22 protein-coding genes and 1 pseudogene are annotated in these 25,387 nt (G+C 40.2%); 15 read left to right on the forward strand and 8 right to left on the reverse strand.

From position 1 onward, the window contains the following. Positions 1-7: 7 nt before the first annotated feature. Positions 8-2,419, reverse strand: a complete 2,412-nt coding sequence (locus NH454_RS05515) for a TonB-dependent receptor (RefSeq protein WP_253038442.1) — start codon at positions 2,417-2,419, stop codon at positions 8-10. 154 nt (positions 2,420-2,573) lie between these two features. Between NH454_RS05515 and NH454_RS05520 the strand changes: the two genes are divergently transcribed. Further along, positions 2,574-3,101, forward strand: coding sequence for a YaeQ family protein (locus tag NH454_RS05520; protein ID WP_135924734.1), 528 nt, complete (start codon positions 2,574-2,576; stop codon positions 3,099-3,101). On the opposite strand, the gene yfaE is transcribed toward NH454_RS05520, so the two are convergent. From yfaE to ubiG, 5 genes are all read right to left on the reverse strand, one after another. Next, complete coding sequence (gene yfaE, locus NH454_RS05525; protein ID WP_135924731.1) at positions 3,098-3,370, reverse strand: class I ribonucleotide reductase maintenance protein YfaE; 273 nt, start codon at positions 3,368-3,370, stop codon at positions 3,098-3,100. The genes NH454_RS05520 and yfaE overlap by 4 nt on opposite strands. Further along, positions 3,370-4,500: a class Ia ribonucleoside-diphosphate reductase subunit beta gene (gene nrdB, locus NH454_RS05530; RefSeq protein ID WP_130051426.1), complete on the reverse strand. Its 1,131-nt coding sequence runs from the start codon at positions 4,498-4,500 to the stop codon at positions 3,370-3,372. Before nrdB ends, yfaE begins: the two co-directional genes overlap by 1 nt. Positions 4,501-4,570: 70 nt before the next feature. Next, positions 4,571-6,856, reverse strand: coding sequence for a class 1a ribonucleoside-diphosphate reductase subunit alpha (nrdA, locus tag NH454_RS05535; protein WP_135924729.1), 2,286 nt, complete (start codon positions 6,854-6,856; stop codon positions 4,571-4,573). A gap of 392 nt (positions 6,857-7,248) precedes the next feature. After that, the gene (locus tag NH454_RS05540) at positions 7,249-7,923 is read right to left on the reverse strand and encodes an HAD-IA family hydrolase (RefSeq protein ID WP_199526441.1); all 675 of its coding nucleotides are present in this window, start codon (positions 7,921-7,923) and stop codon (positions 7,249-7,251) included. After that, complete coding sequence (ubiG, locus tag NH454_RS05545) at positions 7,923-8,633, reverse strand: bifunctional 2-polyprenyl-6-hydroxyphenol methylase/3-demethylubiquinol 3-O-methyltransferase UbiG (RefSeq protein ID WP_199526442.1); 711 nt, start codon at positions 8,631-8,633, stop codon at positions 7,923-7,925. Before ubiG ends, NH454_RS05540 begins: the two co-directional genes overlap by 1 nt. 176 nt (positions 8,634-8,809) lie before the next feature. Here ubiG and gyrA point away from each other — a divergent pair, with 176 nt between their 5' ends. The 13 genes and pseudogenes from gyrA to NH454_RS05610 form a co-directional block, all read left to right on the forward strand. After that, the gene (gene gyrA / locus NH454_RS05550; protein WP_253038443.1) at positions 8,810-11,506 is read left to right on the forward strand and encodes a DNA topoisomerase (ATP-hydrolyzing) subunit A; all 2,697 of its coding nucleotides are present in this window, start codon (positions 8,810-8,812) and stop codon (positions 11,504-11,506) included. A gap of 69 nt (positions 11,507-11,575) precedes the next feature. Further along, complete coding sequence (serC, locus tag NH454_RS05555; RefSeq protein WP_138557556.1) at positions 11,576-12,664, forward strand: 3-phosphoserine/phosphohydroxythreonine transaminase; 1,089 nt, start codon at positions 11,576-11,578, stop codon at positions 12,662-12,664. Continuing rightward, positions 12,665-13,945 (forward strand): 3-phosphoshikimate 1-carboxyvinyltransferase, encoded by a 1,281-nt coding sequence (gene aroA, locus NH454_RS05560; RefSeq protein WP_253038444.1) that lies wholly within the window; start codon positions 12,665-12,667, stop codon positions 13,943-13,945. A 104-nt stretch (positions 13,946-14,049) separates the two neighbouring features. Continuing rightward, a complete protein-coding gene (gene cmk / locus NH454_RS05565; protein ID WP_135924714.1) occupies positions 14,050-14,763 on the forward strand; it encodes a (d)CMP kinase in 714 nt (237 codons plus the stop codon). Between the two features lie 92 nt (positions 14,764-14,855). Then, the gene (gene rpsA / locus NH454_RS05570) at positions 14,856-16,523 is read left to right on the forward strand and encodes a 30S ribosomal protein S1 (RefSeq protein WP_063528811.1); all 1,668 of its coding nucleotides are present in this window, start codon (positions 14,856-14,858) and stop codon (positions 16,521-16,523) included. A gap of 65 nt (positions 16,524-16,588) precedes the next feature. Next, entirely contained in the window at positions 16,589-16,876 is a 288-nt protein-coding gene (gene ihfB / locus NH454_RS05575) for an integration host factor subunit beta (RefSeq protein ID WP_036968575.1), read from the forward strand. Positions 16,877-16,896: 20 nt separating this feature from the next. After that, positions 16,897-17,178: a LapA family protein gene (locus NH454_RS05580; protein ID WP_054551349.1), complete on the forward strand. Its 282-nt coding sequence runs from the start codon at positions 16,897-16,899 to the stop codon at positions 17,176-17,178. Positions 17,179-17,180: 2 nt separating this feature from the next. After that, on the forward strand, positions 17,181-18,317 hold the full coding sequence (gene lapB / locus NH454_RS05585) for a lipopolysaccharide assembly protein LapB (protein ID WP_135924712.1): 1,137 nt from the start codon (positions 17,181-17,183) through the stop codon (positions 18,315-18,317). Positions 18,318-18,349: 32 nt separating this feature from the next. Next, positions 18,350-19,054: an orotidine-5'-phosphate decarboxylase gene (pyrF, locus tag NH454_RS05590; RefSeq protein WP_062564454.1), complete on the forward strand. Its 705-nt coding sequence runs from the start codon at positions 18,350-18,352 to the stop codon at positions 19,052-19,054. Positions 19,055-19,421: 367 nt separating this feature from the next. After that, positions 19,422-20,387 carry a hypothetical protein gene (locus NH454_RS05595; RefSeq protein ID WP_253038445.1) on the forward strand — a complete coding sequence of 322 codons (966 nt, stop codon included), beginning with the start codon at positions 19,422-19,424 and terminating at the stop codon, positions 20,385-20,387. 108 nt (positions 20,388-20,495) lie between these two features. After that, positions 20,496-21,056: a hypothetical protein gene (locus NH454_RS05600; RefSeq protein WP_253038446.1), complete on the forward strand. Its 561-nt coding sequence runs from the start codon at positions 20,496-20,498 to the stop codon at positions 21,054-21,056. A gap of 397 nt (positions 21,057-21,453) precedes the next feature. Further along, positions 21,454-21,894 carry a hypothetical protein gene (locus NH454_RS05605; RefSeq protein ID WP_253038448.1) on the forward strand — a complete coding sequence of 147 codons (441 nt, stop codon included), beginning with the start codon at positions 21,454-21,456 and terminating at the stop codon, positions 21,892-21,894. A gap of 147 nt (positions 21,895-22,041) precedes the next feature. After that, positions 22,042-22,161, forward strand: a pseudogene (locus tag NH454_RS05610) (orotidine 5'-phosphate decarboxylase / HUMPS family protein); the annotation flags it as partial. Positions 22,162-22,525: 364 nt separating this feature from the next. On the opposite strand, the gene accD reads toward NH454_RS05610, so the two are convergent. Further along, complete coding sequence (accD, locus tag NH454_RS05615) at positions 22,526-23,392, reverse strand: acetyl-CoA carboxylase, carboxyltransferase subunit beta (protein ID WP_253038450.1); 867 nt, start codon at positions 23,390-23,392, stop codon at positions 22,526-22,528. Between the two features lie 105 nt (positions 23,393-23,497). On the opposite strand from accD, the gene NH454_RS05620 reads away from it, so the two are divergent. After that, positions 23,498-24,403, forward strand: coding sequence for a LysR family transcriptional regulator (locus tag NH454_RS05620; protein WP_253038452.1), 906 nt, complete (start codon positions 23,498-23,500; stop codon positions 24,401-24,403). A 258-nt stretch (positions 24,404-24,661) separates the two neighbouring features. Here the strand turns inward: NH454_RS05620 and NH454_RS05625 are convergent, their stop codons facing one another. Then, positions 24,662-24,982 carry a DUF2834 domain-containing protein gene (locus tag NH454_RS05625; RefSeq protein ID WP_138557551.1) on the reverse strand — a complete coding sequence of 107 codons (321 nt, stop codon included), beginning with the start codon at positions 24,980-24,982 and terminating at the stop codon, positions 24,662-24,664. Positions 24,983-25,387: the final 405 nt, after the last annotated feature.

The following is a 25,387-nucleotide window of genomic DNA, read 5'->3' on the forward strand; positions in this document are numbered from 1 at the left end:
AAAGTGATTAAAAATAGCCGCGAATACCTAAGCTAAAGTTGCGACCAGGTAGTGGTGCTTTTTCTTTAATAAATGAACTGTGAACGAAACCTAGTTCATCCGTTAAGTTATCAGCATTAATGTACAGCTGCGTATCGACAGGGCCTAAATCAAGTTGGTAATTTGCCGATGCGTCAAACAGGGTATAACCGTCAGTTTTTGTTTCATAAGCGGTAATATCTGACTGCTCAAAATAATGAGTGCCTGCTAGGCTAAATTGCCAACCGCCAACAGTATACTGTAGTTCAGAACCAAGTTTGTTTGCTGGAATACGTGGTAGGTAACCTTCGCCATCTTTTAATTTAGCAGTTGTTGAATCACCAAACACTTTAACCAATGTGCTAGGTGACACTTGGTAGTGGACGTCAAACTCAATACCGTAAAGTTTTGCATCTTTACTTGCAAATTGATACACCGCCATTGCGTCTTCGTCAGCCTCTGCTGCTGACTCTAGACCGTGCTCTTCATCGAATACGAGCCCAGTACTTTGCTGGTAATAGTAGTTTTCAATGTCGTTGTAGAAAAAGTTAACGGTGTAACCAAAGTCACCAATAAAGCGGCGGAAACTTAAATCAAAGTTGGTTGCAGTTTCTTGATCGATATCTTCAGGCTCAAAATGTATTTCGCCGTCTTCGATATGATAACCAAGGCCTAGCTCATATGTGCCAGTTGCAATATGAATACCGTTTGATAGTAATTCAGCACTTAGTGGCGCACGTTCTGAACGAGATACACTCAAAGCAACACTTTGACCTTCTTGATATTGCCAGATTGCACCTGCAGAAAAACTTAGATTTGTGAAATCTTCGCTGTAATTGATGATTTCTGCTTCTTCGTCATCGTGACCTTCTTCCTCTTCGTGAGCGTGGTCATGATGGTGCTCTGCCATACTAACAGCCGAGTCAATTTGGTAATCCTCAATACGTGCGCCCAATTCAACGGTTACATCACCAAATTGACGCTCTTCAAGCATGAATAGTGCATTGGTTTTAGTTACACTTGCTGGTGTAAAGGCTTCTTCACCATCAGCATCGTAGTCTGATTCTGTGTAGTGGTAGCCAGCCATACCGTGCCAAAGGCCTAATTTATGTTCAACGGTTGCACGTGCTTCAGTGGTTTTGTTAGAAAACACAGTGCCAACTGCACCATCTTCAATTTCGGCATGTTTATAGTCTGTGTAACCCACACGTAGTGAGATATTTTCAATCCAGTTATCATGTAGCGCATAGCTCATGTAACCTTGCCAGCGATCTTGCTCTAATTGCGCGAAGACAGACTCTTCATGTTCTTCTTCACCTTCGTGTTCATCATGATGCTCACCTTCTTCATGCTCTTCGTGATGATGGTGTTCATGAGCGGGAATACCGTAATCTGTTTCAATACGACCATATGACACACCTAGTGTTAGGTGATCGCCAACATAACTCGTACCAAAATTAACATTTTGGCTATCGATAAAGGTGTTTTCTACGCGGTTAGCGGTTTCGTGTTCTTCATGATCTTCACCCTCATGTTCGTCATGCTCTTCAGGAAGCTCGAATGTTGGTGTTTTGTAATCATGACCTTTGCGCTTTGTGCCATCAAAATGGAAGTTGAAGCCTTCATTACCGGTTTCAAGTTTTGCGGCATAAGTATTGGTGTTTGATACTGTGTCATGGGTGTATTGCGCAGCACCTGTTAAAGTGTCGATATTGTCGGTAGGAATACGATTATCAACAACATTTACCACACCACCTATCGCACCTGAGCCGTAAAGTAGGGTAGCAGGGCCTCGTAACACTTCAATTTGTTCAGCGGCTAGGCTGTCATTTGATGTTGCGTGATCTGGGCCAATACGTGATGCATCACTGCTATCAAGGCCATTTTGAGTGATTTTCACACGCGGACCATCTAAGCCGCGAATGATTGGACTTGATGAAACTGGGCCAAAATAACTAGCATTCACACCAGGTAGGCCTTTTAGTGTTTCGCCTAAGGTCGGCTTAGCCTTATTTTTAAGATTATCACCAGCCAATACGTTAACGGGTGAGATCATTTCAAGGCTATTTTTATGAAGCGCAGAAGCATAGACAACAACTGTTTCTACAGATGTTGGCGTGAGAGTAATAACTAGATTTTGATTGTCACCATTAATTTCAACACGTTTATCGATAAAATCATCTTTGCTGATGTGTAATTGGCCTTTGTTATCTACATCGATTTTAAACTGGCCTTGTTTGTCAGTGACAACGCTTTGTGACTTACCATGAACGTGAACTTCAGCGTTACTGATAGGTTGCTGATTTTTATCTAATACTTGACCTGTGATCACAGCAGCCATTGTTGATTGAGAGAACAGCGCAGCGGCAACAGCACTAGAAAGAATTGAAATTTGCTTCATTATTACTACTTCTAAGTTTGTTGTTGAGTGTTGTGATATAATATAACACTGCAATTTTTTATCTGCAATAACGTTATACTATAACTTTAAACTAAGTCGCGAATTTTACACCGTAAACTATACTTAGAATGTTTCAGTTAGATGGACATTCGTTATGTCTGATAAGAATCGTGTTTTTAAAGCCAATTTTACTATTGCAGATTTGCGCGAACAGCGAAATCACCAAGAGGTTTTCACCACGGCATGTGATAGGCAAGAAAGCTATGAACATTTTGTGTTAAAGCTTTTAAGCTACTGCTTATTTTCTCATAATAAAATGGCAACCATGAACGCACGGCTTAAAAGTAGTGAGCCAGATGTGTCAATTAAAGCCCTTGATGAGCATTATGAAATGTGGCTAGCAGTTGGAGAACCTGATTTTACAATATTGAGTAAAATTGCTAAACGTGTCGACGAACTATGGGTAGTAACTACGCTAAACAATGAGTGGTTACAAGAATATGAGCATCAATTAGAGCTCATAAATAATAGCCATTTAATTGCCTTTGATGGAAACTTTATTGAGCAATTGGCGAGCCATTTGACTAAAAACTTACAGTGGGATGTAACGATAGATCAACAAACAGTGAGTGTCTCAGACAAAGAAAACTTCTACCAAACAAACGATCTTGTGTGGCATTAAAGCTCAATTTTTACCTTACCGTTGGGTTTACTACAACACAACAACACTTCACCTGAGCGAACAAACGCAAGTGGTTCTTGGTTATAATTCACATCACCTTCGACTAATTTAGCGCGGCATGCGCCACAATAACCTTCACGGCATTGGTAGGGGACGTCTATTTTGTGTTGTTCTAGGCATTCAAGGAGAGATGAACAGCCAGAATCAAATTCGAGACTCTGGCTGTCTGTTCCTGCAAGGATAACCTCTGCAGTAGTGTTAGTGCTCATTACAGATCGAAGTCACCAAAATCTGATGCATCAACCTGAGAATCAATTTGGCCTACAAGGTAAGAGCTAATTTCAGCTTCTTGTGGAGCAACTTGAACGTTGTCTGATACTAACCAAGAGTTGATCCATGGAATAGGGTTACTCTTACTTTCGAACTGTGCAGGTAAGCCAACCGCTGTCATACGCGCATTTGTGATGTATTCAACATATTGACATAAGATATCTTTATTTAAGCCAATCATAGAACCATCTTTAAACAAGTATTCAGCCCAATCTTTTTCTTGCTCAGCAGCTTCAACAAACATCTGAATCGCTTCTTCACGGCATTGTGCAGCAACGATTGCCATTTCAGGATCGTCTTTACCTTCTTGCATGATATTTAGAATGTGTTGCGTGCCAGATAAGTGGAGCGCTTCATCACGGGCAATAAGCTTGATGATTTTCGCATTACCTTCCATTAGTTCACGCTCTGCGAACGCGAATGAACAGGCAAAGCTTACATAGAAACGAATAGCTTCTAGAATGTTAACCGACATCATAGCTAGGTAAAGTTGCTTTTTAAGGTCAAATAAGCTGACTTTAACTTCTTCACCGTTGATCACATGTTTACCTTCACCATATAGATTGTAAACAGAAATCATATTGATTAAATCATCGTAGTATTTGGTAACCGCATCAGCACGTTCACTGATCTTCTCGTTACTGACGATATCATCAAAGATAAGCTCAGGAGACTGCGTAACGTTACGAATAATATGCGTGTATGAACGGCTGTGAATTGTTTCACTAAACGCCCATGTTTCAATCCAAGTTTCAAGCTCAGGAATAGACACAATGGGTAGTAACGCAACGTTAGGTGAACGACCTTGCACGCTATCTAGCAAGGTTTGATATTTCAAGTTGCTTAAAAAGATGTGTTTTTCGTGGTCCGGTAACGCTTGGAAGTCAAGACGGTCTTTACTTACGTCAACTTCTTCAGGACGCCAAAAGAACGATAATTGTTTTTCAATTAGCTTTTCGAAGATAGGGTACTTTTGTTGGTCGTAACGTGACACGTTTACAGTTTGGCCGAAAAACATCGGTTCTTGTAATTGGTTATTATGGTTTCGGCTAAAAGTTGTATATGACATAGTGATTTCTCAAAAAACAGTCAGGACAAAGCGGGCAAATGAGCCCGCTTTTGTTATGTTATTAATTTAATTAGATTTTACAAGCGCCGCCTGCACAACCGTCATCTTCTACCTCTGGTGTTAGCTCATCTTGAGCATCCGATGCACCATCACGTGTGTTGTGGTAGTACAAGGTCTTCACACCAAGTTTATAAGCAGTCAGTAGGTCTTTTAATAGCACCTTCATAGGTACTTTACCGCCTTCGTACTTAGATGGATCATAATTAGTGTTTGCAGAAATCGTTTGGTCAACGAATTTTTGCATAATACCAACAAGCTGTAGGTAACCATCGTTTGAAGGAATATCCCACAGTAGCTCATAGTTGTCTTTCAGGTTTTCATAATCTGGAACTACTTGCTTTAAGATACCATCTTTACTTGCTTTAACGCTGATATGACCACGTGGTGGCTCAATACCATTTGTTGCGTTAGAGATTTGTGATGATGTCTCTGATGGCATTAATGCAGATAGCGTAGAGTTACGCATACCGTGCTCTTTAATGCTCGCACGTAAAGAATCCCAATCTAAATGAAGTGGCTCATTACAGAACTGATCTAGGTCACGCTTGTAAGTATCTGTCGGCATGATGCCTTGAGAATACGTTGTCTCGTTAAATTTAGGACACGCACCGCGTTCTTTCGCTAACTCGTTTGATGCTTTCATTAGGTAATATTGAATTGCTTCAAACGTTTTGTGAGTTAGGGCATTAGCACTACCATCAGAATAACGTTTACCGTTTTTAGCAAGGTAGTATGCGAAGTTAATTACACCGATACCCAGCGTACGACGACCCATCGTTGCGTTTTTAGCCGCAGGAACAGGGTAGTCTTGGAAATCAAGTAAGTTGTCAAGGGCACGTACTGCAAGTTCAGCAAGTTCTTCTAACTCATCAAGCGACTCAATCGCACCTAAGTTAAATGCAGATAGCGTACAAAGTGCAATTTCACCTTCTTCATCCATTACATTGCTAAGTGGCTTAGTTGGTAATGCGATTTCTAAACATAGGTTAGATTGACGAATTGGCGCCACAGTCGAGATAAACGGGCTGTGTGTATTACAGTGGTCAACGTTTTGTAAGTAAATACGACCTGTGCTTGCACGCTCTTGAGCAAACATTGAGAATAACTCAATTGCTTTAATACGTTTTTTACGAATTGACTCGTCTTGTTCGTACTTAACATATAGCTCATCAAATTTCGCTTGATCTTCAAAGAATGCATCATATAGACCCGGTACATCTGACGGGCTGAACAATGTGATGTAATCGTCTTTGATTAAGCGGCTATACATTAATTTGTTGAACTGTACACCGTAGTCAAGATGACGTACACGGTTGTCTTCAACACCACGGTTGTTCTTAAGGACAAGAAGGTTTTCAACTTCTAAGTGCCAAAGTGGGTAGAACAACGTTGCTGCACCGCCACGAACACCACCTTGTGAACAGCTTTTAACCGCAGTTTGGAAGTGTTTATAAAACGGAATACAACCTGTGTGGTAAGCTTCACCATTGCGAATAGGGCTACCAAGGGCACGAATACGGCCCGCGTTAATACCAATGCCAGCACGTTGCGAAACATATTTAACAATCGCAGACGATGTCGCATTAATAGAATCAAGGCTATCACCACATTCAATCAATACACATGAGCTGAATTGACGTGTTGGTGTACGAACACCGGCCATAATTGGTGTAGGTAATGAAATCTTAAATGTAGACACTGCATCATAAAAACGCTTGATGTAATCAAGACGTGTCTCTTTTGGATAATCAGAGAATAAGCTTGCAGCAACTAAAATATATAAAAACTGTGCACTTTCGTAAATTTCGCCAGTAACACGGTTTTGAACTAGGTATTTACCTTCAAGTTGCTTTACAGCAGCGTAGCTGAAGTTTAAATCACGATTATGATCAATATATGAGTCTAACTCATCGATTTCTTGCTCTGTGTAGTCGACAAGTAAATGCTGATCGTAACGTTTGTCTTCAACTAATTTTGTAATGTGATCATATAAACGTGGTGGCTCAAATTGGCCATACGCTTTTTTACGCAAGTGGAATACAGCTAAGCGAGCAGCTAGGTATTGATAATCAGGCGTATCTTTTGAGATTTGATCCGCTGCCGCTTTGATGATTGTTTCATGAATGTCGTCGGTGCGAATGCCATCATAAAATTGAATATGTGATTTTAATTCAACTTGTGAGACAGACACATTATTCAGACCTTCTGCGGCCCAAGCGATTACGCGATGGATCTTATCTAGATCGAGTGACTCTTTACGGCCGTCACGTTTGCTTACAGATAGCTGTTGGTTCATAGTTTTGCCTGTATTCCTTGGGAAATTTTAGTTGTAAAGACAAAGGTATTCTTTATGTAATTATTATTATTAAACACTATATGCAGCTAATTGAATAACATTTAGCCACAATATCTGGTGTTGTTTAAATTGCAGATCACAAGATAGTGTGGTCTGCGCTGTTTTGCAAGGGATAGAATTGCCCCATTTTGTGGATAACTATTGGATAAGCGCATTGTGTTAGTGACCATTAACCTTTGAACATTCACAGACGACGAAATTTGTAGAAATCAACTCAAGATCCAGAAAATTTACCGTTTTAAAAAATAAATTTCGACTGATTTTTTTATCATCAAAGAATGTTCAAAAGTGAATCAGATCACAATATATGGTGTTTTAGATAATAAATAACACTATATATGGTTAAAGCCATCAATTGGCGAATGCCAATTAAAATCTGCCTGCCAGCCAAGCGCAGCGTCAACACTCGGTATGTAACCCCAAAGCGCCGTTGCACTGTACATATTAGCTGCTTTTGCAGCTTGAATATCTCGCTCAGCATCACCGATATACAAACAACGAGTTGGATCAACCGCTAAGATCTCAGCTGTATGTAACAGTGGATCCGGTGATGGTTTTGAAACAGCTAATGTATCGCCACTGACAACGGCTTGAGCATTGCTTAAAGATGGGATCGCTTGCACTAAGGGCTCAGTTAAAAAGCCGGGCTTATTGGTCATAATGCCCCACTTAATATTGTTTTGCTCAAGTGCAATTAAAAGCTGCTCGATGCCGTTGAAGCATTTACTGTGTACGGCAATATCATCAGCGTAATAATCGAGTAACTGTTGACGTAAAGCCAGTTGTTCTACATCAGGCCACTTATCACCAAAACCAATCTCTAATAATGCATTGGCTCCGTTTGAAGCTGCAGGACGATAAATATGTTCAGCGACTGGGGCAATATCTGCATCGGCTAATACACGATTTAATGCATGACCCAGATCATCGGCGGTATCAAGGAGCGTACCATCGAGATCAAAAATAAAAGCATCAAAATCGATAGAGGGTGCGTTTACACCACTCATTAGGCTAATTTCTCAAAGTGCAGGATGTAATTAACACTTACATCATCATTTAAACTGTACTGCTTAGAGAACGGGTTATAGTTCAGGCCTGTGCTGGCTCTTACTTTTAATCCCGCTTCTTCAGCCCAGGCAATAAGTTGTGCAGGTTTGATAAACTTTTTATGGTCATGGGTACCTTCAGGCACCATTTTTAAAAGCTTTTCTGCACCCACAATGGCAAATAAATAAGCTTTTGGTGTTTTATTTAATGTTGAAAAGAAGACATCGGCGCCCGGTTTAGCAAGTTCTGCTACAGCACGAATAATAGACGCAGGATCTGGAACATGTTCTAGCATTTCCATACAGGTAATAACGTCAAAGCGAGCAGGGTGCTCAGCCGCAAACTGTTCTGCTGGTACTTTTATATAGTCAACAGGGACACCTGTTTCTAAACTGTGTAACTTAGCAACGGTAAGTGGCTCTTGGCCCATATCGATGCCGGTTACTTTAGCGCCCATGCGCGCCATGCTTTCACTTAAGATGCCGCCACCACAGCCAACATCTAAGGTTTCCTTATCAAATAAGCCGCCTACTTTATCGGCGACAAAATCCAAGCGAAGAGGATTTATTTCATGAAGAGGTTTGAACTCTCCGTCGCGGTCCCACCAACGTTCTGCGATGGCTTCAAACTTTGCAATTTCTGCATTATCTACATTTTGATGTTCGGTCATAAAAAACTTCCTCGTCAATCTGAGGCCATTATATAGGGGGAAATTACTAAATCGCAAAGATTTAGCGCCTGTAAATCTAAATAAATTGTGATAGCATGGTCTGGAAATAATAACTAAAGCTCTTAAGACGGCATTGTGCCTCTTTATGAGTCAATACTGAAGGAATGTGAAATCAAATGACTGATCTCGCCAATGAAATTCTGCCAGTCAATATTGAAGATGAATTAAAAAATTCGTACCTTGATTACGCAATGAGTGTAATCGTTGGACGTGCATTGCCAGACGTACGTGACGGCTTAAAGCCAGTTCACCGTCGTGTTTTATTTGCAATGAACGAACTCAATAATGATTGGAATAAACCTTACAAGAAATCAGCACGTGTTGTTGGTGATGTAATCGGTAAGTACCACCCACATGGCGACAGCGCGGTATATGACACCATCGTTCGTATGGCGCAGCCTTTCTCATTACGCTATATGCTTGTTGACGGCCAAGGTAACTTCGGTTCTGTTGACGGTGACTCTGCGGCAGCAATGCGTTATACGGAAGTCCGTATGGCGAAAATGTCACATGAATTATTAGCTGACTTAGAAAAAGAAACCGTTGATTACGTACCTAACTATGATGGTACTGAGCAAATTCCTGACGTATTACCTACTAAAGTACCTAACTTACTAGTAAATGGTTCATCAGGTATTGCGGTTGGTATGGCAACGAACATTCCTCCGCATAACTTAACAGAAGTTATTAACGGCTGTTTAGCGCTTATTCAAAACCCAGATATGTCAATTGCTGATCTAATTGAATATATCCCGGGTCCAGATTTCCCGACTGCGGCGATTATCAACGGTAAAAAAGGCATTGAGCAAGCGTACCTAACAGGTCGTGGTAAAGTATATATCCGTGCTCGTGCTGAAATCGAAGTTGACGAAAAAACCGGTCGTGAAACAATCATCGTTCACGAAATCCCTTATCAAGTTAACAAAGCGCGTCTTATCGAAAAAATCGCTGAGTTAGTTAAAGATAAGAAAATTGAAGGTATTAGCGCACTACGTGACGAATCAGATAAAGACGGTATGCGTATCGTTATCGAAATCAAACGTGGTGATGTTGGTGAAGTAATCTTAAACAACCTATATGCACAAACTCAGTTACAAACTGTGTTTGGTATGAACATGGTTGCACTTGATAACAACCAACCTAAGTGCTTTAACCTTAAAGAAATGCTTGAAGCGTTTATCATTCACCGTCGTGAAGTTGTTACACGTCGTACAGTATTCGATTTACGTAAAGCCCGTGACCGTGCTCATACGCTTGAAGGCTTAGCAATTGCTCTTGCGAACATCGACCCAATTATCGAACTAATTCGTAAGTCACCAACACCTGCTGAAGCTAAAGTGGCACTAACAGCTCGCCCTTGGGAGCTAGGCACTGTTAAAGCTATGCTTGAAAAAGCTGGTGAAGATAACGTTGCTCGCCCTGATTGGTTAGCTGCAGATTTAGGTATTCGTGATGGTCAATACTATTTATCTGAGCAACAAGCACAAGCAATTCTTGACCTACGTTTACACAAACTAACGGGTCTTGAGCATGAGAAGATCTTAGACGAGTACCAAACGTTACTTGATCTAATTGCCGAGCTTTTACACATTCTTTCAAGCCCAGAGCGTCTAATGGAAGTTATCCGTGACGAGCTAGTAGAAATTAAAGAACAATATGGTGATGAGCGTCGTACTGAAATCAGCGCTGCTGCTCACGATATCAGCCTTGAAGACTTAATTAATGAAGAAGACGTTGTAGTAACGCTTTCTCACGAAGGTTACGTTAAGTATCAACCATTATCTGACTACGAAGCACAGCGTCGTGGTGGTAAAGGTAAGTCAGCAACGAAGATGAAAGATGAAGACTTCATCGAGCGTCTATTGGTTGCTAATACACACGATACAATTCTGTGCTTCTCAACTGCAGGCCGCTTATACTGGTTGAAAGTATATCAGTTACCTTTAGCAAGCCGTGCAGCGCGTGGTAAGCCAATTGTTAACCTATTACCACTTGAAGCAGATGAGCGTATTACTGCTATTTTACCGGTACGTGAGTACGAAGAAGATAAATACATCTTCATGGCTACTGCGTTTGGTACAGTTAAGAAAACACCATTAACAGCTTATAGCCGCCAACGTGCGAGCGGTATCATTGCCGTTAACCTTAATGAAGGCGATAGCCTAATTGGGGTTGATATCACAGATGGCACGAATGAAATCATGCTATTTACTGATGCTGGTAAAGTTGTACGCTTTAAAGAAGCTGAAGAGTCTGAAGTATTAGACGAAAACGGCAACCCTGTACTTGATGAAAACGGTAACCCGGAAATCCGCTTTAAAGGCGTACGTCCAATGGGCCGTACAGCAACAGGTGTTCGCGGTATTAAGATGGCAGACGATCAACGCGTTGTATCGTTAATCGTTCCTAAATCAGATGGTGCAATCCTAACTGTGACAGAAAACGGTTACGGTAAGCGTACAGCACTTGAAGATTACCCATCGAAGAGCCGTGCAACACAAGGTGTTGTATCAATCAAAGTTAGCGAACGTAACGGCGCTGTGGTTGGTGCAGTACAGGTTGATGAAAACGACGAAATCATGATTATCTCTAATCGCGGTACACTTGTACGTACTCGTGTAAATGAGGTTTCTACGGTTGGTCGTAATACTCAAGGCGTTATTTTGATACGAACTATTGACGAAGAGCAAGTAGTTGGTTTACAACGTATCGAAGAAATCGAAGTTGATGAGCTTGCAGCCATCGAAGGCGAGGCCGTTGAAGTAGTCGATACTAATCCTGAAGAAGCGGGTGATAACCCACCTTCAGAATAACATTGATTTAAAAAGCGGCTTCGGCCGCTTTTTTTATCCGCACTATAATTACTGGAATGAGGCAAAGTAATGACTAAATATAATTTTTGTGCAGGACCGGCAATGCTACCGCCGGCAGTTATGCAAAAAGCACAAAAAGAATTTATTGATTGGCAAGGTTTAGGTGTATCTGTGATGGAAATTAGCCATCGCAGCAGCGACTTTTTAGCGCTTACTGCTAAATGTGAAGCAAGCCTGCGTCGCTTAATGAATATTAGCGATGAGTTTGAAGTATTATTTATGCATGGCGGTGGTCGTGGTCAATTTAGTGCTGTGCCACTGAATCTTCACCTTGATGGTAAGCCAGCTATTTACTGTGAAAATGGCGTGTGGTCGAAAGGTGCAACAGAAGAAGCGGCAAAATTCACCACAGTTCAAAGTATCAACGTACGTGATGATGAACAGCAAAATGGTCAGTTTTCAATTAAGCCTGCAAGCAGCTGGGAATTACCTGCTGATGCGTCATACATTCACTATTGCCCGAATGAAACCGTAGATGGCATCGAAATTTTTGACGTACCATCACACCCATCAGCACCGATTGTTGCTGATATGTCGTCGACTATTTTATCGCGCGAATTTGATGTAAATCAGTTTGATCTTATTTACGCTGGTGCGCAAAAGAATATCGGCCCATCTGGTTTATCTATTGTAATTATCCGTAAAACCTTACTTGAACGTGAAGGTCTTGCAAAGCCAGGTATTCTTGATTACGCATTAGAAGCGAAACAAGGCAGCATGTACAACACACCACCGACATTTGCATGGTACTTAGCCGCTGAAGTGTTTGAATGGCTAGAAGCAAATGGTGGCGTTAAAGCGATGGAAGAGCAAAACATCGCAAAAGCCGAGCTACTTTACAATTATATTGATAGCTCAGATTTTTATAGCAATAAAGTTGCTAAGCATTGCCGTTCGCGTATGAACGTTCCGTTTTGGTTAAATGATGAATCGCTGAATGATAAATTCATTAGTGAGTCAAAAGAAGCTGGCTTATTAGCCCTTGAAGGTCACCGTATTGTCGGTGGTATGCGCGCAAGTATTTACAATGCAATGCCACTTGAAGGCGTGCAAGCCTTGGTTGATTTTATGGCTAAGTTTGCAAAGGAGAATAGTTAAATGGAACAACTACGTCTTGAACCTATTGCAAAAGTTAATGGTAGCGTAACCTTACCCGGCTCAAAAAGCTTATCAAATCGTATTTTACTTTTAGCAGCGCTTGCTAAAGGCACGACAGTGGTCGAAAACCTGCTTGATAGCGACGATATCCGTCATATGCTTGGTGCACTAAAATTATTAGGTGTTAATGTTACGCTTAATGAAGACAAAACAGTGGCGACCGTTGAAGGTGTTGCTGGTCAATTCAAAACGCCAAGTGAGCCACTGTTCTTAGGTAATGCTGGTACAGCTTATCGTCCTCTTACAGCGGTGTTAGCGGCAGTAGAAGGTGAATACCAGCTAGTGGGTGAGCCACGTATGGAAGAGCGCCCAATCGGCCATTTGGTTGATGCATTGCAAGCACTTGGCGGTGATGTTGAATACCTTAAACATAAAGACTATCCACCACTGGCTATTAAAGGCGGTAAAATCAATGGTGGTAAAGTAGCCATTGATGGCAGTATTTCAAGCCAGTTTTTAACAGCACTATTAATGGCAGCACCGTTATTTAATGGCGACACAGAAATTACCATTGAAGGCACGCTGGTATCTAAACCTTACATTGATATTACCCTTGATGTGATGAAGCGTTTCGGTGTTACTGTAAGCCATGACAACTACGAAACGTTTTATGTAAAAGGCTGTCAGCAGTATCAAGCACTTGAGCGTATTATGGTTGAAGGTGATGCATCAAGTGCTTCTTATTTCGTTGCTGCAGCTGCAATAGCGGGCGGCGAAATTGAAATTAATGGGGTAGGTGCGGCGTCTGTTCAAGGTGATATTGGCTTTGCCAAAGTTATGGAACAAGTGGGCGCAAAAATCGATTGGTACGATGAAAAGCTGGTGGTTCGCAAAGGCGAGCTGAATGCTGTAGATATTGATGCTAACGCAATACCTGATGCGGCCATGACACTGGCAACTGTAGCACTTTTTGCAAAGGGTAAAACGGCGATTCGTAACATCTATAACTGGCGTGTTAAAGAAACCGACCGTTTATATGCAATGGCAACCGAACTGAGAAAAGTAGGTGCAGAGGTTGTAGAAGGTGAAGATTTTATCGAAATTACTCCACCTGACACATTTAATGATGTTGCGATTGATACCTACAACGATCACCGTATAGCAATGTGTTTTGCGATGGTTGCAGTGGGTGGCAAGCCGATAACCATTAACGATCCTAAGTGTACGTATAAAACGTTTCCTACATTCTTCAAAGTTCTAGAGTCTGTCTCAAGTCAATAAAACAGAAGAAAATATAAAAAGTTACACTCTAAGTGCGGATCTATTTTAATAACTGGCGTATAATATTCCGGTTTTATTTTGGTGTGCATTGCAGGAGGTTATAAATGCAGGCGTTATCAATGCCCGTAATCACCATCGATGGTCCAAGCGGTTCAGGTAAGGGAACTGTATGTCGCTTGTTAGCCGAGAAATTAGGTTGGGATGTATTAGACAGCGGTGCGATTTACCGTGTGCTGTCACTTGCTGCGCTTCACCATCAGATTGAATTAGATAATGAAGATGCATTAGTACCACTTGCAGCAAACTTAGATGTGCAGTTTTTGGTTGATAGCCACACTCACACATCGAAAATTGTGTTGGAAGGCGAAGACGTCACAACCACGATTCGTAATGAAGAAGTGGGTGCAGCTGCATCGAAAATAGCAGCGTTACCACGAGTGAGAGAAGCATTATTACGCCGTCAGCGTGCATTTCGTACAGAAAATGGCTTAATTGCTGATGGTCGTGATATGGGCACTGTTGTGTTTCCTGATGCACCGTTGAAAATATATTTAACTGCTACAGCTGAAGAGCGCGCACGTCGTCGCTTTGCTGAGTTGAATGAACGCGGTCTTGATGTTACACTAAGTGGTCTACTTGAGGACATAAAAGCGCGAGATCACCGTGATATGACACGTGAGGTTGCGCCATTAGTGCCTGCAGAAGACGCCATTGAAATCGATACTAGCGATTTTGATGCGATGCAAGTGTTTGATAAAGTAGTAACTTTACTCGACGAAGCAGTACTTGCAGGAAAGCTTCCAAAAGCTAAAAAGTAAATTTATAAGGTGCCGGCAGGATGCTAGCGCGATTTTAACAACCCCATGCAGCATGGTTGCTAATTGGTTATTTAATTATTTAGAGACGTATAATGTCAGAAAATTTTGCGCAGTTATTTGAAGAAAGCCTAAAGGGTTTTGAAGCAGAGCAAGGCTCTATCGTTAAAGGTACAGTTATCTCAATCGAGAACAACATCGTACTTGTTGATGCTGGTCTTAAATCTGAAAGTGCAATCCCTGCTGAGCAATTCAAAAATGCTGCTGGTGAACTAGAAGTTGCTGTTGGCGACGAAGTAGATGTTGCTTTAGACGCAATCGAAGACGGTTTCGGCGAAACTATCCTTTCTCGTGAGAAAGCGAAGCGTCACGAAGCGTGGATCCGCTTAGAAAAAGCATGTGAAGAGCAAGAGACTGTTACTGGTGTTATCAACGGTAAAGTTAAAGGCGGTTTCACTGTTGAAGTTGATTCAATCCGTGCCTTCCTACCTGGTTCACTTGTTGATGTTCGTCCAGTACGTGACACAACTCACCTTGAAGGTAAAGAGCTTGAGTTCAAAGTAATCAAGCTTGACCAAAAACGTAACAACGTTGTTGTTTCTCGCCGTGCAGTTATCGAATCAGAAAACTCACAAGAGCGTGAAGAGCTTCTTGCTAACCTTGTTGAAGGTCAAGAAGTTAAAGGTATCGTTAAGAACCTTACTGACTACGGTGCGTTCGTTGACCTTGGTGGTGTTGACGGTCTACTACACATCACAGACATGGCGTGGAAGCGTGTTAAGCACCCTTCAGAAATCGTTAATGTTGGCGACGAAATCGCAGTTAAAGTTCTTAAATTCGACAAAGAAAAGACTCGTGTATCTCTAGGCCTTAAACAGCTTGGCGAAGATCCATGGGCAGCTATCGCTGGTCGTTACCCAGAAGGTTCTAAGCTTTCTGGTCGTGTAACTAACCTTACTGACTACGGTTGTTTCGTTGAAATCGAAGAAGGCGTAGAAGGTCTAGTACACGTTTCTGAAATGGATTGGACTAACAAGAACATCCACCCTTCAAAAGTTGTTTCACTAGGTGACACTGTTGAAGTTATGGTTCTTGAAATCGACGAAGAGCGTCGTCGTATTTCTCTTGGTCTTAAGCAATGTATTGCTAACCCATGGCAAGAATTTGCTCGTCTACAAAACAAAGGCGATCAAGTTACTGGTAAGATCAAATCAATCACTGACTTCGGTATCTTCATCGGTCTTGAAGGCGGTATTGACGGTCTTGTTCACCTTTCAGATATTTCTTGGAACACACCAGGCGAAGAAGCTGTACGTGAATTCAAGAAAGGCGACGAAATCACTGCTATCGTATTACAAGTTGACCCAGAGCGTGAGCGTATCTCTCTAGGCGTTAAACAAATCGAAGCTGACCCATTCAATAACTACCTGGACGCAAACAAAAAAGGTGCTATTGTTAAAGGTAAAGTGACTGAAGTTGATGCGAAAGGCGCAACTGTTGAGCTAATCGAAGGCGTTGAAGGTTACATCCGTGTAGCTGATATCGCTCAAGAGCGCGTTGAAGATGCTACTACTGTAGTTTCTGTAGGCGACGAAATCGAAGCGAAATACGTTGGTGTTGATCGTAAGAACCGCACTTTAAGCTTATCTGTTAAAGCTCTTTTCGAAGCAGAAGAGAAAGAAGTACTAGAGAAGCTTAAGAAAGAAGAGCCAGCGTTCGAAAACGCTATGGCTGCAGCATTCAAAAATGCTCAAAAAGACTAATATCTAGTCTTTTTAAATTGGAAGGGCAGCTTTGCCCTTCCTTTACCACTCTTTAAGGAAACGCTATGACTAAGTCAGAATTGATAGAACAACTTGCTGAGCAACACGCACACATCCCTGTGAAAGATGTTGAAAATGCCGTTAAAGAAATTCTTGAACAAATGGCCGGCTCATTATCTAGCTCAGATCGCATCGAGATCCGTGGCTTTGGAAGTTTCTCATTGCATTATCGTTCTCCTCGCACAGGTCGTAATCCAAAGACTGGCGAAACAGTTGAGTTAGACGGTAAGCACGTACCACATTTTAAACCAGGTAAAGAATTACGTGACCGCGTAAATGCGAGTATTGCCTAGTTTTATACAGGAGTAGTTACTTGTTTAGGGTATTAAAAATTGTATTAATTGCGCTGTGTTTATTTATTGCGTTTGTACTTGGTTCACAGAATCCACAATTGGTGCAAATCAATTATTTAATCGCCAGTAATACCTTACCCCTAGCTGTTGTAATAAGTATCTGCTTTATTTTAGGTGTCGCAATTGGTTGTTTTATAAGCTTTACACTGTTTTCTCAGTTAAAGTGGCAGAATTATCGCTTAAAGAAGAAATTAGCGCCTGAAAAAAACAATAAAAAGCTTGTTGCTAATAAAGACACCTAATCATGATTGAGCTTCTGTTTTTACTTTTACCCGTTGCAGCCGGTTACGGTTGGATAATGGGCAAAAACAGCGCTAAAAACCAAGCTCATCAGCTTAACCGCCAAATTACCTCTGAATATTCTAAAGGCCTTAAATTTCTCTTAGACAGAGAAGAAGACCAGGGCTTAGAACACCTTATTAATCTACTCGAAGTTGCAGCTGACTCAGTTGAGCATTATTCAACACTGGCCACCATGTTTCGCCGCCGCGGCGAGCTTGATCGCGCAATTAAAATTCATGAGCTGCTATTAAAACATCCAAGCCTTGATGAACAACAAGCTGCAACCAGTCGTCTAGAACTTGCTGAAGATTATATTATGGCAGGTTTGCTAGACGGCGCAGAAGAGCATTTAGTGTGGCTTGTAAAGGCAGGGCATAAAGAGGCACTAGAGCCAATTATTAACCTTTATTCACAAACTCGTGAATGGGAAAAGGGCATTAACATGTTCGAGGCGCACAGTGATTTATTTACTAAACCTCAGCATGTGAAAGCCATTGCTAATTTTTACTGCGAAGCAGCCTTACAAGATAACGATACGCAAATTATGCGTAAAGCCATAAGCTTAAACCATAAAGCCATTCGCCCATTGTATGAGCTTGGCCACAGTGCCTTTACCAATGAAGATTATGTAAAAGCAATTTATTATTGGCGCGAGCTTATTAGCCAATTTACATTTTTTGCGCCGGTTTTTATTGAAGAGCTTGCAGTTAGTTATCAAAAATTAAACTTAACCCATCAATTTCATGAGTTACTCAACGAGTTGCTCGATAAAGGTGGTGTATTAATAAAAATAAAACATTGCCAAGCTTTACTTGAACAAGGCCATATCGAGCAAGCAATTAAATTTTTAACGGATAGTTTAAAGCGTCATCCGACTATTCGTGGCTTTAGCTTTTTATTACAGCTACTTGCCAAGCAAAACAACGATATTAAAGATGTACTCGATCAAATTGATAAGCTAGTAACATCTTATATCGCAACCAAACCTGATTTTCAGTGCCAGCACTGTGGCTTTACCAGTCATACCATTTATTGGGTATGTCCATCGTGTAAGCACTGGGAAACAATTGTTCCAAGCCGTGGCATAGACGGTTTTTAATTCATATTAGTCCATTAGTTTTTAGGAAAGTTATGTCTGTCGAAGATTCAAAAAAAGTATTAATTGCCCTTGATTACGATGATCAACAAACAGCTCTTGCGTTTGTAAAGCAATTATCGCCTGATACGTGTCGCCTTAAAGTAGGCAAAGAAATGTTCACGTATTTTGGTCCTAGCTTTGTTAAGGAACTAATCGACTTAGGTTTTGATGTATTCTTAGACCTAAAATTTCACGATATTCCAAACACAGTGGCTAAAGCTGTAACCGCTGCTGCAAAAATGGGTGTATGGATGGTTAACGTGCATGCCTCTGGTGGCGTTGAAATGATGACCAAAGCAAAACAAGCTTTAGAGCAGTTTGGTGATGATGCTCCATTACTGATTGCAGTAACTGTACTTACTAGTATGGATGCCGCAGAGCTTACTCGTTTAGGTGTAGATAAAACACCAGAAGAGCAAGTGATTTACCTAGCAAAGCTTGCTAAAGAATCAGGCCTTGACGGGGTAGTGTGCTCAGCACAAGAAGCGAAAAAGCTAAAAGCAGAACTTGGCGCAGACTTTAAACTAGTTACCCCGGGTATTCGCCCAGCAGGCAGCGATGCAGGTGACCAAAAGCGCATCATGACACCAAAACAAGCCGTAGAAGATGGTAGCGACTATTTAGTTGTAGGCCGCCCAATCACTCAATCGGCAGACCCAGTTGCAACACTAAAAGAAATTAACGACTCACTAAAATAACCTTTGTTATTTTAAAGTAGACTTTAAAGAGCATTGTAAGCGAGAATTATATCGCGCTAAATACAGTGCTCTTTTTGTTTGTTGCTATCACGAATAAAATAATTTAAGCCAAATATCCTATACTCTCTTTAATTTATTAATAAATATTCGCTATTATTGTTTAAAAGAATGTTTCTTATTGAGTTTTTATGTATTTTACGAAGTTAAAATAATTGTAATCCACTATTTCTAAATGTAGTTTATTAATAAACGTATTTTATAATTCTGGCAATTTATATATTGACTGTCAGTATAAATTATCATTAATACGGTTTTAACTGTAAGGTAACTTGCAATAAATAACGTATTTGTAATAAGGATATTTAAAATGAGAAGAATTCAACTGTCAGTCCCCTTTTCTGTTGACCTCATAGAGGAAAATGCATGGGAAGCATTGAATGATAAGGGGACTTCATTCAGAATTGTAAGATGTCATTTTCAATTAAATGAAAGAATTCTAAATGAACCACACCAAGTTGGAGAGTCATTAGCTGTATACAAATCACCAAAAGGTGTAGGCTCTCAACATGTGATATCTTCTAGTTTTGAGCTTGAAGAAGTTAAGCAAATTAACTCAATAGAAAAGTTTCTTTTTGAGAGTGAATCAACGGCTAGATTTGCTTCAGAGTTAGCTGCGCATTTAGGTTTTAGTAAAAAAAACTCTATTAGCGCAAAAGTTAAATATGAAATTTCCGAAAAGTTGAAACATAATATTGTTAAAAGTTTGGAAATAACTGAAAGCCAAAAAATTAGAGCTACTACATCTTTTGAAATAACAAATACAATAGATCCTAATGTTACTGACCCAATAGTTGCTGTTCCAGTTTTTAGAAGAAAATCATTTGACTTGCTTCTAGGGCATGTTGACTACCTAAAAGTTGATTATGAAAGAGGATTATTTGGCCTTAGAAAAAAATCAAAAAAATATCCTAAAATAGAAGATTTTAATAATCATCCAAACAGAATAGAATTTGGTACTCCTTTAGCAACTATAAAATACTGGGAGTTCTTGCCCAAGAGTTCAGTTCTGATGTTAGAAGAAGAACATAAAGTTCAAGTAAAAAATTCAGAACAGTTATTTATTGAACAGCCTCATTGTACAAAAAGAAAGTATGTAAATTTCCCAGATGTACCAAGTTTATACCAAATAGCTAATGCTGCATTTCCATTAAAATGGATTTTAAGAAAAGCGCCTAACAATCAATGGACAGAAGATATGTTAAAGGAAATTGAGCTAGAAGAAGTTAGGGAGAGAAATAACGGGTGGTGGCAAAGGTATAGAAAAAATAGATAACAAATCAATTAAGGTAAGGATACAAAACGCTTGGTGTACGCTCGTTCTTCGCTAGCTTTAGACAACACTTATGCGCTCTTTTAATGAGTTCGCTTTTAAGGAGACAGAATGAAGAAATACTTTATTTATGGATTGGTTATATCGCTTGTAGTTGCTGGCCTGCTAGGCATTGCTGTATTGTTAAACGGTATATTCGACGAGCTACAAATTAGAATACTGTTTACGACGCTTGCGTTTACTATCTATAGCATTATAGGTTTGTGTTGCAATTCAATCATTGAGGGCAAATATTCTGTTTTTGGCAAGCTTGGCTTAGGTGTCACCTTTGTTGGGCTACTCAGTGCTGTTGTTACCACTTGGGAAGCACCTGAATCTGAGGAGTTTCTGAAATTGAGTTTCAGCCTGTTAGTCATCGGCTTTTGCTTTGCACACTGTTCTCTAATGTTATTGGTGAAAACCTATAATTCAACCATTTCAGCTGTCAGAGTAATTTCAATCTCAGCAAGTATATTTGCTGCTCAAATTACAGTTACCATGATTACCAGCCTCGATGTAAATGAGGGTACATTCAAGGTACTTGGTGTGGTTTCCATAGTAGGTGTTATTTCAACAATTATCGCACCTATATTGGCATTCACAGCAAACAAGCAAAGACAGTTGGATACGTAAACGCGCCACGGCTTTGGGCGTTAGCTAACTGAAGGATAAGTTGTACTAAAACTCTCTTTAGTTTGCCGAATTTCAAAAACTCTTTAAGGTTATTCGTAAGGATAAATATTAGGACATGGGAAAATTGTATTCGCAATTTCAGAAATCTCACTGGTTATTGAGTATGTAATTTTTTCTGTTTCATATTTATATATATCATTTGATGGAGAGCTGGGGTGCTAGCCTAGTATCGTAGAAAGAACTATGTATAGAAAGTGCTCGAGTTTTTCCTTCCCCCATAAGGTATGGTTCCAATCTACATACATTGAAGGGCTTTTGATTGATGAAAAGTATTAGCTTTACTGAGTTATCTATTTTATTTCTAGCTTAATATAGTTAACAGTTGCTAAGGATTATTTTGAGTAAATATCTATTTTTATTAGTTTCATTTACTTGTTTAGCTATACAAGGAAATGAATCGCCTGACACTGTTTGGGCTTATTCACCAAAGCATTTTGACTGTAGCCCTAATGAAATTAGCGTAAACGGTAGCGTCTCTATTTTGTTTGGAGAGAACTCATTTAAAGAGTTAGCTATTTATCGTGAACCCGATAGCAGATGGTTATTTTTAGTTGTCGATAGTGCTCCAAAAGGAATGAAAAGTTTAATGTCTACTTCTCAGCTTAAAGCTACAAGTTTAATCAGCTTAACCCCCGAAACCATGGGTTTTCGCTGGGAAGCTAATGGGTATAATGAGATTGTTTTCACAGTTCCCGGTAAATATACTTTATATAATAGTGATAATTTAGAAAGCGAAATGGGTGGGTATAAATGCGATATTGTTATTACCCGAAACTAATTTTTCAAACTAAAAGGTGTGATGTGTGGAGTGAAGTCGATAACGGAGAAACCATAGGAACGATAGGTTCTGAAAGTGGTGAAATAATTAAAGACGAGGATCACTCAAAAGGTGCTCGCTTAACTATAGAAAAGGTGGTGATATTGCATCATGACACCAAAACAAGCCGTTGAAGATGGTAGCGACTATTTAGTTGTAGGTCGCCCAATTACCCAATCGGCAGACCCAGTTGCAACACTAAAAGAAATTAACGATTCACTAAAATAACCTCGTTATTTTAAAATAGTCTTTAAAGAGCATTGTAAGCGAGAATTATATCGCGCTATATACAATGCTCTTTTCGTTTGTTGGTAGTTTGAAAAATACTCTTGGTTATCTACAAGCGAGAATCAGGAGGTTGAGTAAACTCGTTTTTGGATAGAATCGACTTAACGTAAATGCTCTACAATCCTGCTTTCAGGTAACTTTTTGTATCCAAAAACGTCTAAGACTACTTTTATTAGCGGTGGTCGCAATAGAAAGTTCTAGGCATAAATGGCTTTATAACTTTGAATACCTCTAAATGGTTTTATACATATTAGAGTGAGCTTTATCCAGTTAGCTAGCTCTGCTTCGTTACAGAACCTATAAATTATGGGTTTAAAGGAATAGTTGTATTTGTCATTTTAGCCAGCAATCCACCAACTCGTTTACGCATCTCACGCCTATCCATAATAATATCTATAGCGCCATGCTCTAAGAGGAACTCGCTCCGCTGAAAGCCCTCGGGTAATTTCTCCCGAACGGTTTGTTCTATCACGCGTCGTCCAGCAAAGCCGATAATCGCTTTCGGTTCACCAATATTAATATCCCCAAGCATGGCTAAACTCGCTGAAACGCCACCCAGTGTTTGGTCTGTTAATACAGAAATATATGGTAAGCCTTTACTGGATAAACGATTTAACGCAGCACTAGTTTTTGACATTTGCACTAACGATATCAGAGACTCTTGCATACGAGCGCCGCCACTCGCTGAAAAGCAAACTAATCCACAATTTGCATCTACAGCAGCTTCAACTGCCTGAACAAAACGTGCACCTACAACTGAGCCCATCGAGCCTGCCATAAAAGAAAACTCGAATGCGCAAGCAACAACAGGTAAGCCCATAAGTTTTCCTTTTATCGCTACTAAGGCATCTTTTTCTCCAGTACTTTTCTGGGCTAGAGCTAGGCGTTCTTTGTAGCGTTTAAGATCTTTAAAATTCAGAAAGTCCTTCGGTTCAAGCTCACTCGCAATCTCAATTCGCTCTCCTTTATCTAAAAAGCTGTCTAAGCGGCGGCATGCCGACATTCTCATATGATGACCGCATTTTGGGCATACCTCTAAATTTTCTTCGAGGGCAATGCGATATAAGATCTGATCACAGGATGGGCATTTAGTCCAAATTCCCTCTGGGATCGAAGCTTTACGTGTACTGATTATATTCTTCTTATCTAATAGTTTTTCTAACCAACTCATCGGAATCCTTTTCATATAACCTTAGTGATAAGTATTGTATAGACCTATCTTTGGTAATAAAGTGTGCTTTATTGTTTTTATAATCCAACAAAATGGGATTAAAATATGGTGCTTGATAAAATTGACCAGCAGTGGCTAAAAAGTTTTCACTCTGTCTATGAGAACAACAGTTTTAAACGGGCTGCTGAATTTTTAAGTTTGCCTACATCAAATGTCAGTCGTCATGTTGCTTTGCTGGAAGAACGACTAGATATACGGCTATTCAACCGAACCACACGCCGAATTGCTCCAACAGATGCAGGAGAACATCTCTACTTACGCACACAGCCTTTGTTTGACAAACTTAATGATGCTCTTGAGGAAGTGAAACTGCACTCTCATGAAGTTATAGGGCAGCTTAGAGTTTTAATGCCAGACTCGCCTGCTTTAGCTCAAGCAGTTGTGTCTTTTTGTACCAAGCATCCCTCAATTTCACTATGTTGCGATACAAGTATCAGCCCGAAAGAGGATTTACTTGATGGGTTTGACATCATATTAAGTTTTCACCGAGGAAAGCTCGAAGATAATAATTGGGTAGCTAAGGAGTTAAAACGTTGGCCAAGTACTGTTGTGGCATCGCCAAAACTCTTAAAGACCTATCCTAGACCTTTTCTGATTACCGACTTGAAGCACGTCCCGTGTATCAATACTTTTACTGCGTTAAATGGAGTACCTTGGGTTTTCAAAAATACTAAAGGTGAGCTTATTACTCAAAAAGTTAAGTCTTCATTTAAGGTCAATAGCGGGCATCTTGCTAAATCTGGCACATTGGCAGCTCTGGGCTTTGCTATACTGCCAACCGAATCCTGTCGCAATGAGATAGATTCTGGCTCTCTGGAAGTAGTGAAAATGGAATATGAGCCTGAAGATTTGGTTTTGTATGCCTTTTACTCTTCCAGCAAATACTTGGCAAAAAAGGTCTCGGTGTTTATTGATCATTTAAAGCACCAAGCAAGTTTAGATAGAGGCTGATAAGTAAAGAAAGATGTCAATAAAAAGATTTGTCTGAACCACTTTTTAGAGAAGGTGATTGGCTAAGCAAGTCTTTGTACAAAAGTGAGGCTGCGGGTTGTACTATGGAGGATGCACTAAATTGGGATGAATTGAGTACAAGCTTTCAACTAATAGCAAAAAATGTTTGTTAAAACTCAGTACTATGCTCTGCACTGTGTAACGAATATATTAGGAAATAGGAATAAATGTTCCGACCCAGATCCGACTGACTCGAAGTTAGGGCTGTGGTTGAAGAGATTGTTTTTCTTTGAAGTAAAGATACATTGGGAGCCCAAACGACACTCCAATTAATAAAGTTCCCAGCACGGCAAAATATCGATACTTCACTTTATGTCTTTGGCCATCTACTATGACAAAACCTAACAAAACAATCGCCGTAACTAAGACATCAAGCCAAGCAAATATACTAATCGGGTTTGCGACCGCTTCACTGAACAAAAGACCTATATCTAAGCCATTGGTTATTAGCCAAGGAACAAACGCTCCATAGGGTAGCAATACACCTAGCACAGTAAGAATTAGATAAAACCTTACCATTTCGTCATCCTTGTTAATTTTTGTTGTAAATCCAAACATGTTTATAGCAAGCAAGTCGCGCGTTTTTCTACCGCAGCGTCATTCGCTTTTCAGAATGACTCATTTGTAACAAACTTCTTAACTAATTGCCAATACTACTAAAACACAGTGGTTTTAGCTTTTGTCACGGAACAAAAACGTGCGATTGGGTCGTTTTCTTGACTATGCGAGCAATATACTTTTACGAAATAGAAAAGCAATTTTGAATGGCCGAAGTTCGCTCTTTTGAGTAATTCGCCTTAACACGTTTTGGGGCGTGCGACGTGAAGTCGTATGAAGCGCTGTTCACCGCTTAATGAGTGAACCATCTGTATCACCAGATGATCCTAGGAGCCTGAATAAAGTAGCGGCTCTGACAATGTAACG

The sequence above is a fragment of the Pseudoalteromonas sp. Ps84H-4 genome (assembly GCF_024124645.1).
Taxonomy (GTDB): domain Bacteria; phylum Pseudomonadota; class Gammaproteobacteria; order Enterobacterales; family Alteromonadaceae; genus Pseudoalteromonas; species Pseudoalteromonas lipolytica_C.

Coding starts and splice junctions, on each gene's coding strand:
- NH454_RS05515 (WP_253038442.1), bottom strand. CDS start 2,419: ATGAAGCAAATTTCAATTCTTTCTAGTGCTGTTGCCGCTGCGCTGTTC.
- NH454_RS05520 (WP_135924734.1), top strand. CDS start 2,574: ATGTCTGATAAGAATCGTGTTTTTAAAGCCAATTTTACTATTGCAGAT.
- yfaE (WP_135924731.1), bottom strand. CDS start 3,370: ATGAGCACTAACACTACTGCAGAGGTTATCCTTGCAGGAACAGACAGC.
- nrdB (WP_130051426.1), bottom strand. CDS start 4,500: ATGTCATATACAACTTTTAGCCGAAACCATAATAACCAATTACAAGAA.
- nrdA (WP_135924729.1), bottom strand. CDS start 6,856: ATGAACCAACAGCTATCTGTAAGCAAACGTGACGGCCGTAAAGAGTCA.
- NH454_RS05540 (WP_199526441.1), bottom strand. CDS start 7,923: ATGAGTGGTGTAAACGCACCCTCTATCGATTTTGATGCTTTTATTTTT.
- ubiG (WP_199526442.1), bottom strand. CDS start 8,633: ATGACCGAACATCAAAATGTAGATAATGCAGAAATTGCAAAGTTTGAA.
- gyrA (WP_253038443.1), top strand. CDS start 8,810: ATGACTGATCTCGCCAATGAAATTCTGCCAGTCAATATTGAAGATGAA.
- serC (WP_138557556.1), top strand. CDS start 11,576: ATGACTAAATATAATTTTTGTGCAGGACCGGCAATGCTACCGCCGGCA.
- aroA (WP_253038444.1), top strand. CDS start 12,665: ATGGAACAACTACGTCTTGAACCTATTGCAAAAGTTAATGGTAGCGTA.
- cmk (WP_135924714.1), top strand. CDS start 14,050: ATGCAGGCGTTATCAATGCCCGTAATCACCATCGATGGTCCAAGCGGT.
- rpsA (WP_063528811.1), top strand. CDS start 14,856: ATGTCAGAAAATTTTGCGCAGTTATTTGAAGAAAGCCTAAAGGGTTTT.
- ihfB (WP_036968575.1), top strand. CDS start 16,589: ATGACTAAGTCAGAATTGATAGAACAACTTGCTGAGCAACACGCACAC.
- lapB (WP_135924712.1), top strand. CDS start 17,181: ATGATTGAGCTTCTGTTTTTACTTTTACCCGTTGCAGCCGGTTACGGT.
- pyrF (WP_062564454.1), top strand. CDS start 18,350: ATGTCTGTCGAAGATTCAAAAAAAGTATTAATTGCCCTTGATTACGAT.
- NH454_RS05595 (WP_253038445.1), top strand. CDS start 19,422: ATGAGAAGAATTCAACTGTCAGTCCCCTTTTCTGTTGACCTCATAGAG.
- NH454_RS05600 (WP_253038446.1), top strand. CDS start 20,496: ATGAAGAAATACTTTATTTATGGATTGGTTATATCGCTTGTAGTTGCT.
- accD (WP_253038450.1), bottom strand. CDS start 23,392: ATGAGTTGGTTAGAAAAACTATTAGATAAGAAGAATATAATCAGTACA.
- NH454_RS05620 (WP_253038452.1), top strand. CDS start 23,498: ATGGTGCTTGATAAAATTGACCAGCAGTGGCTAAAAAGTTTTCACTCT.
- NH454_RS05625 (WP_138557551.1), bottom strand. CDS start 24,982: ATGGTAAGGTTTTATCTAATTCTTACTGTGCTAGGTGTATTGCTACCC.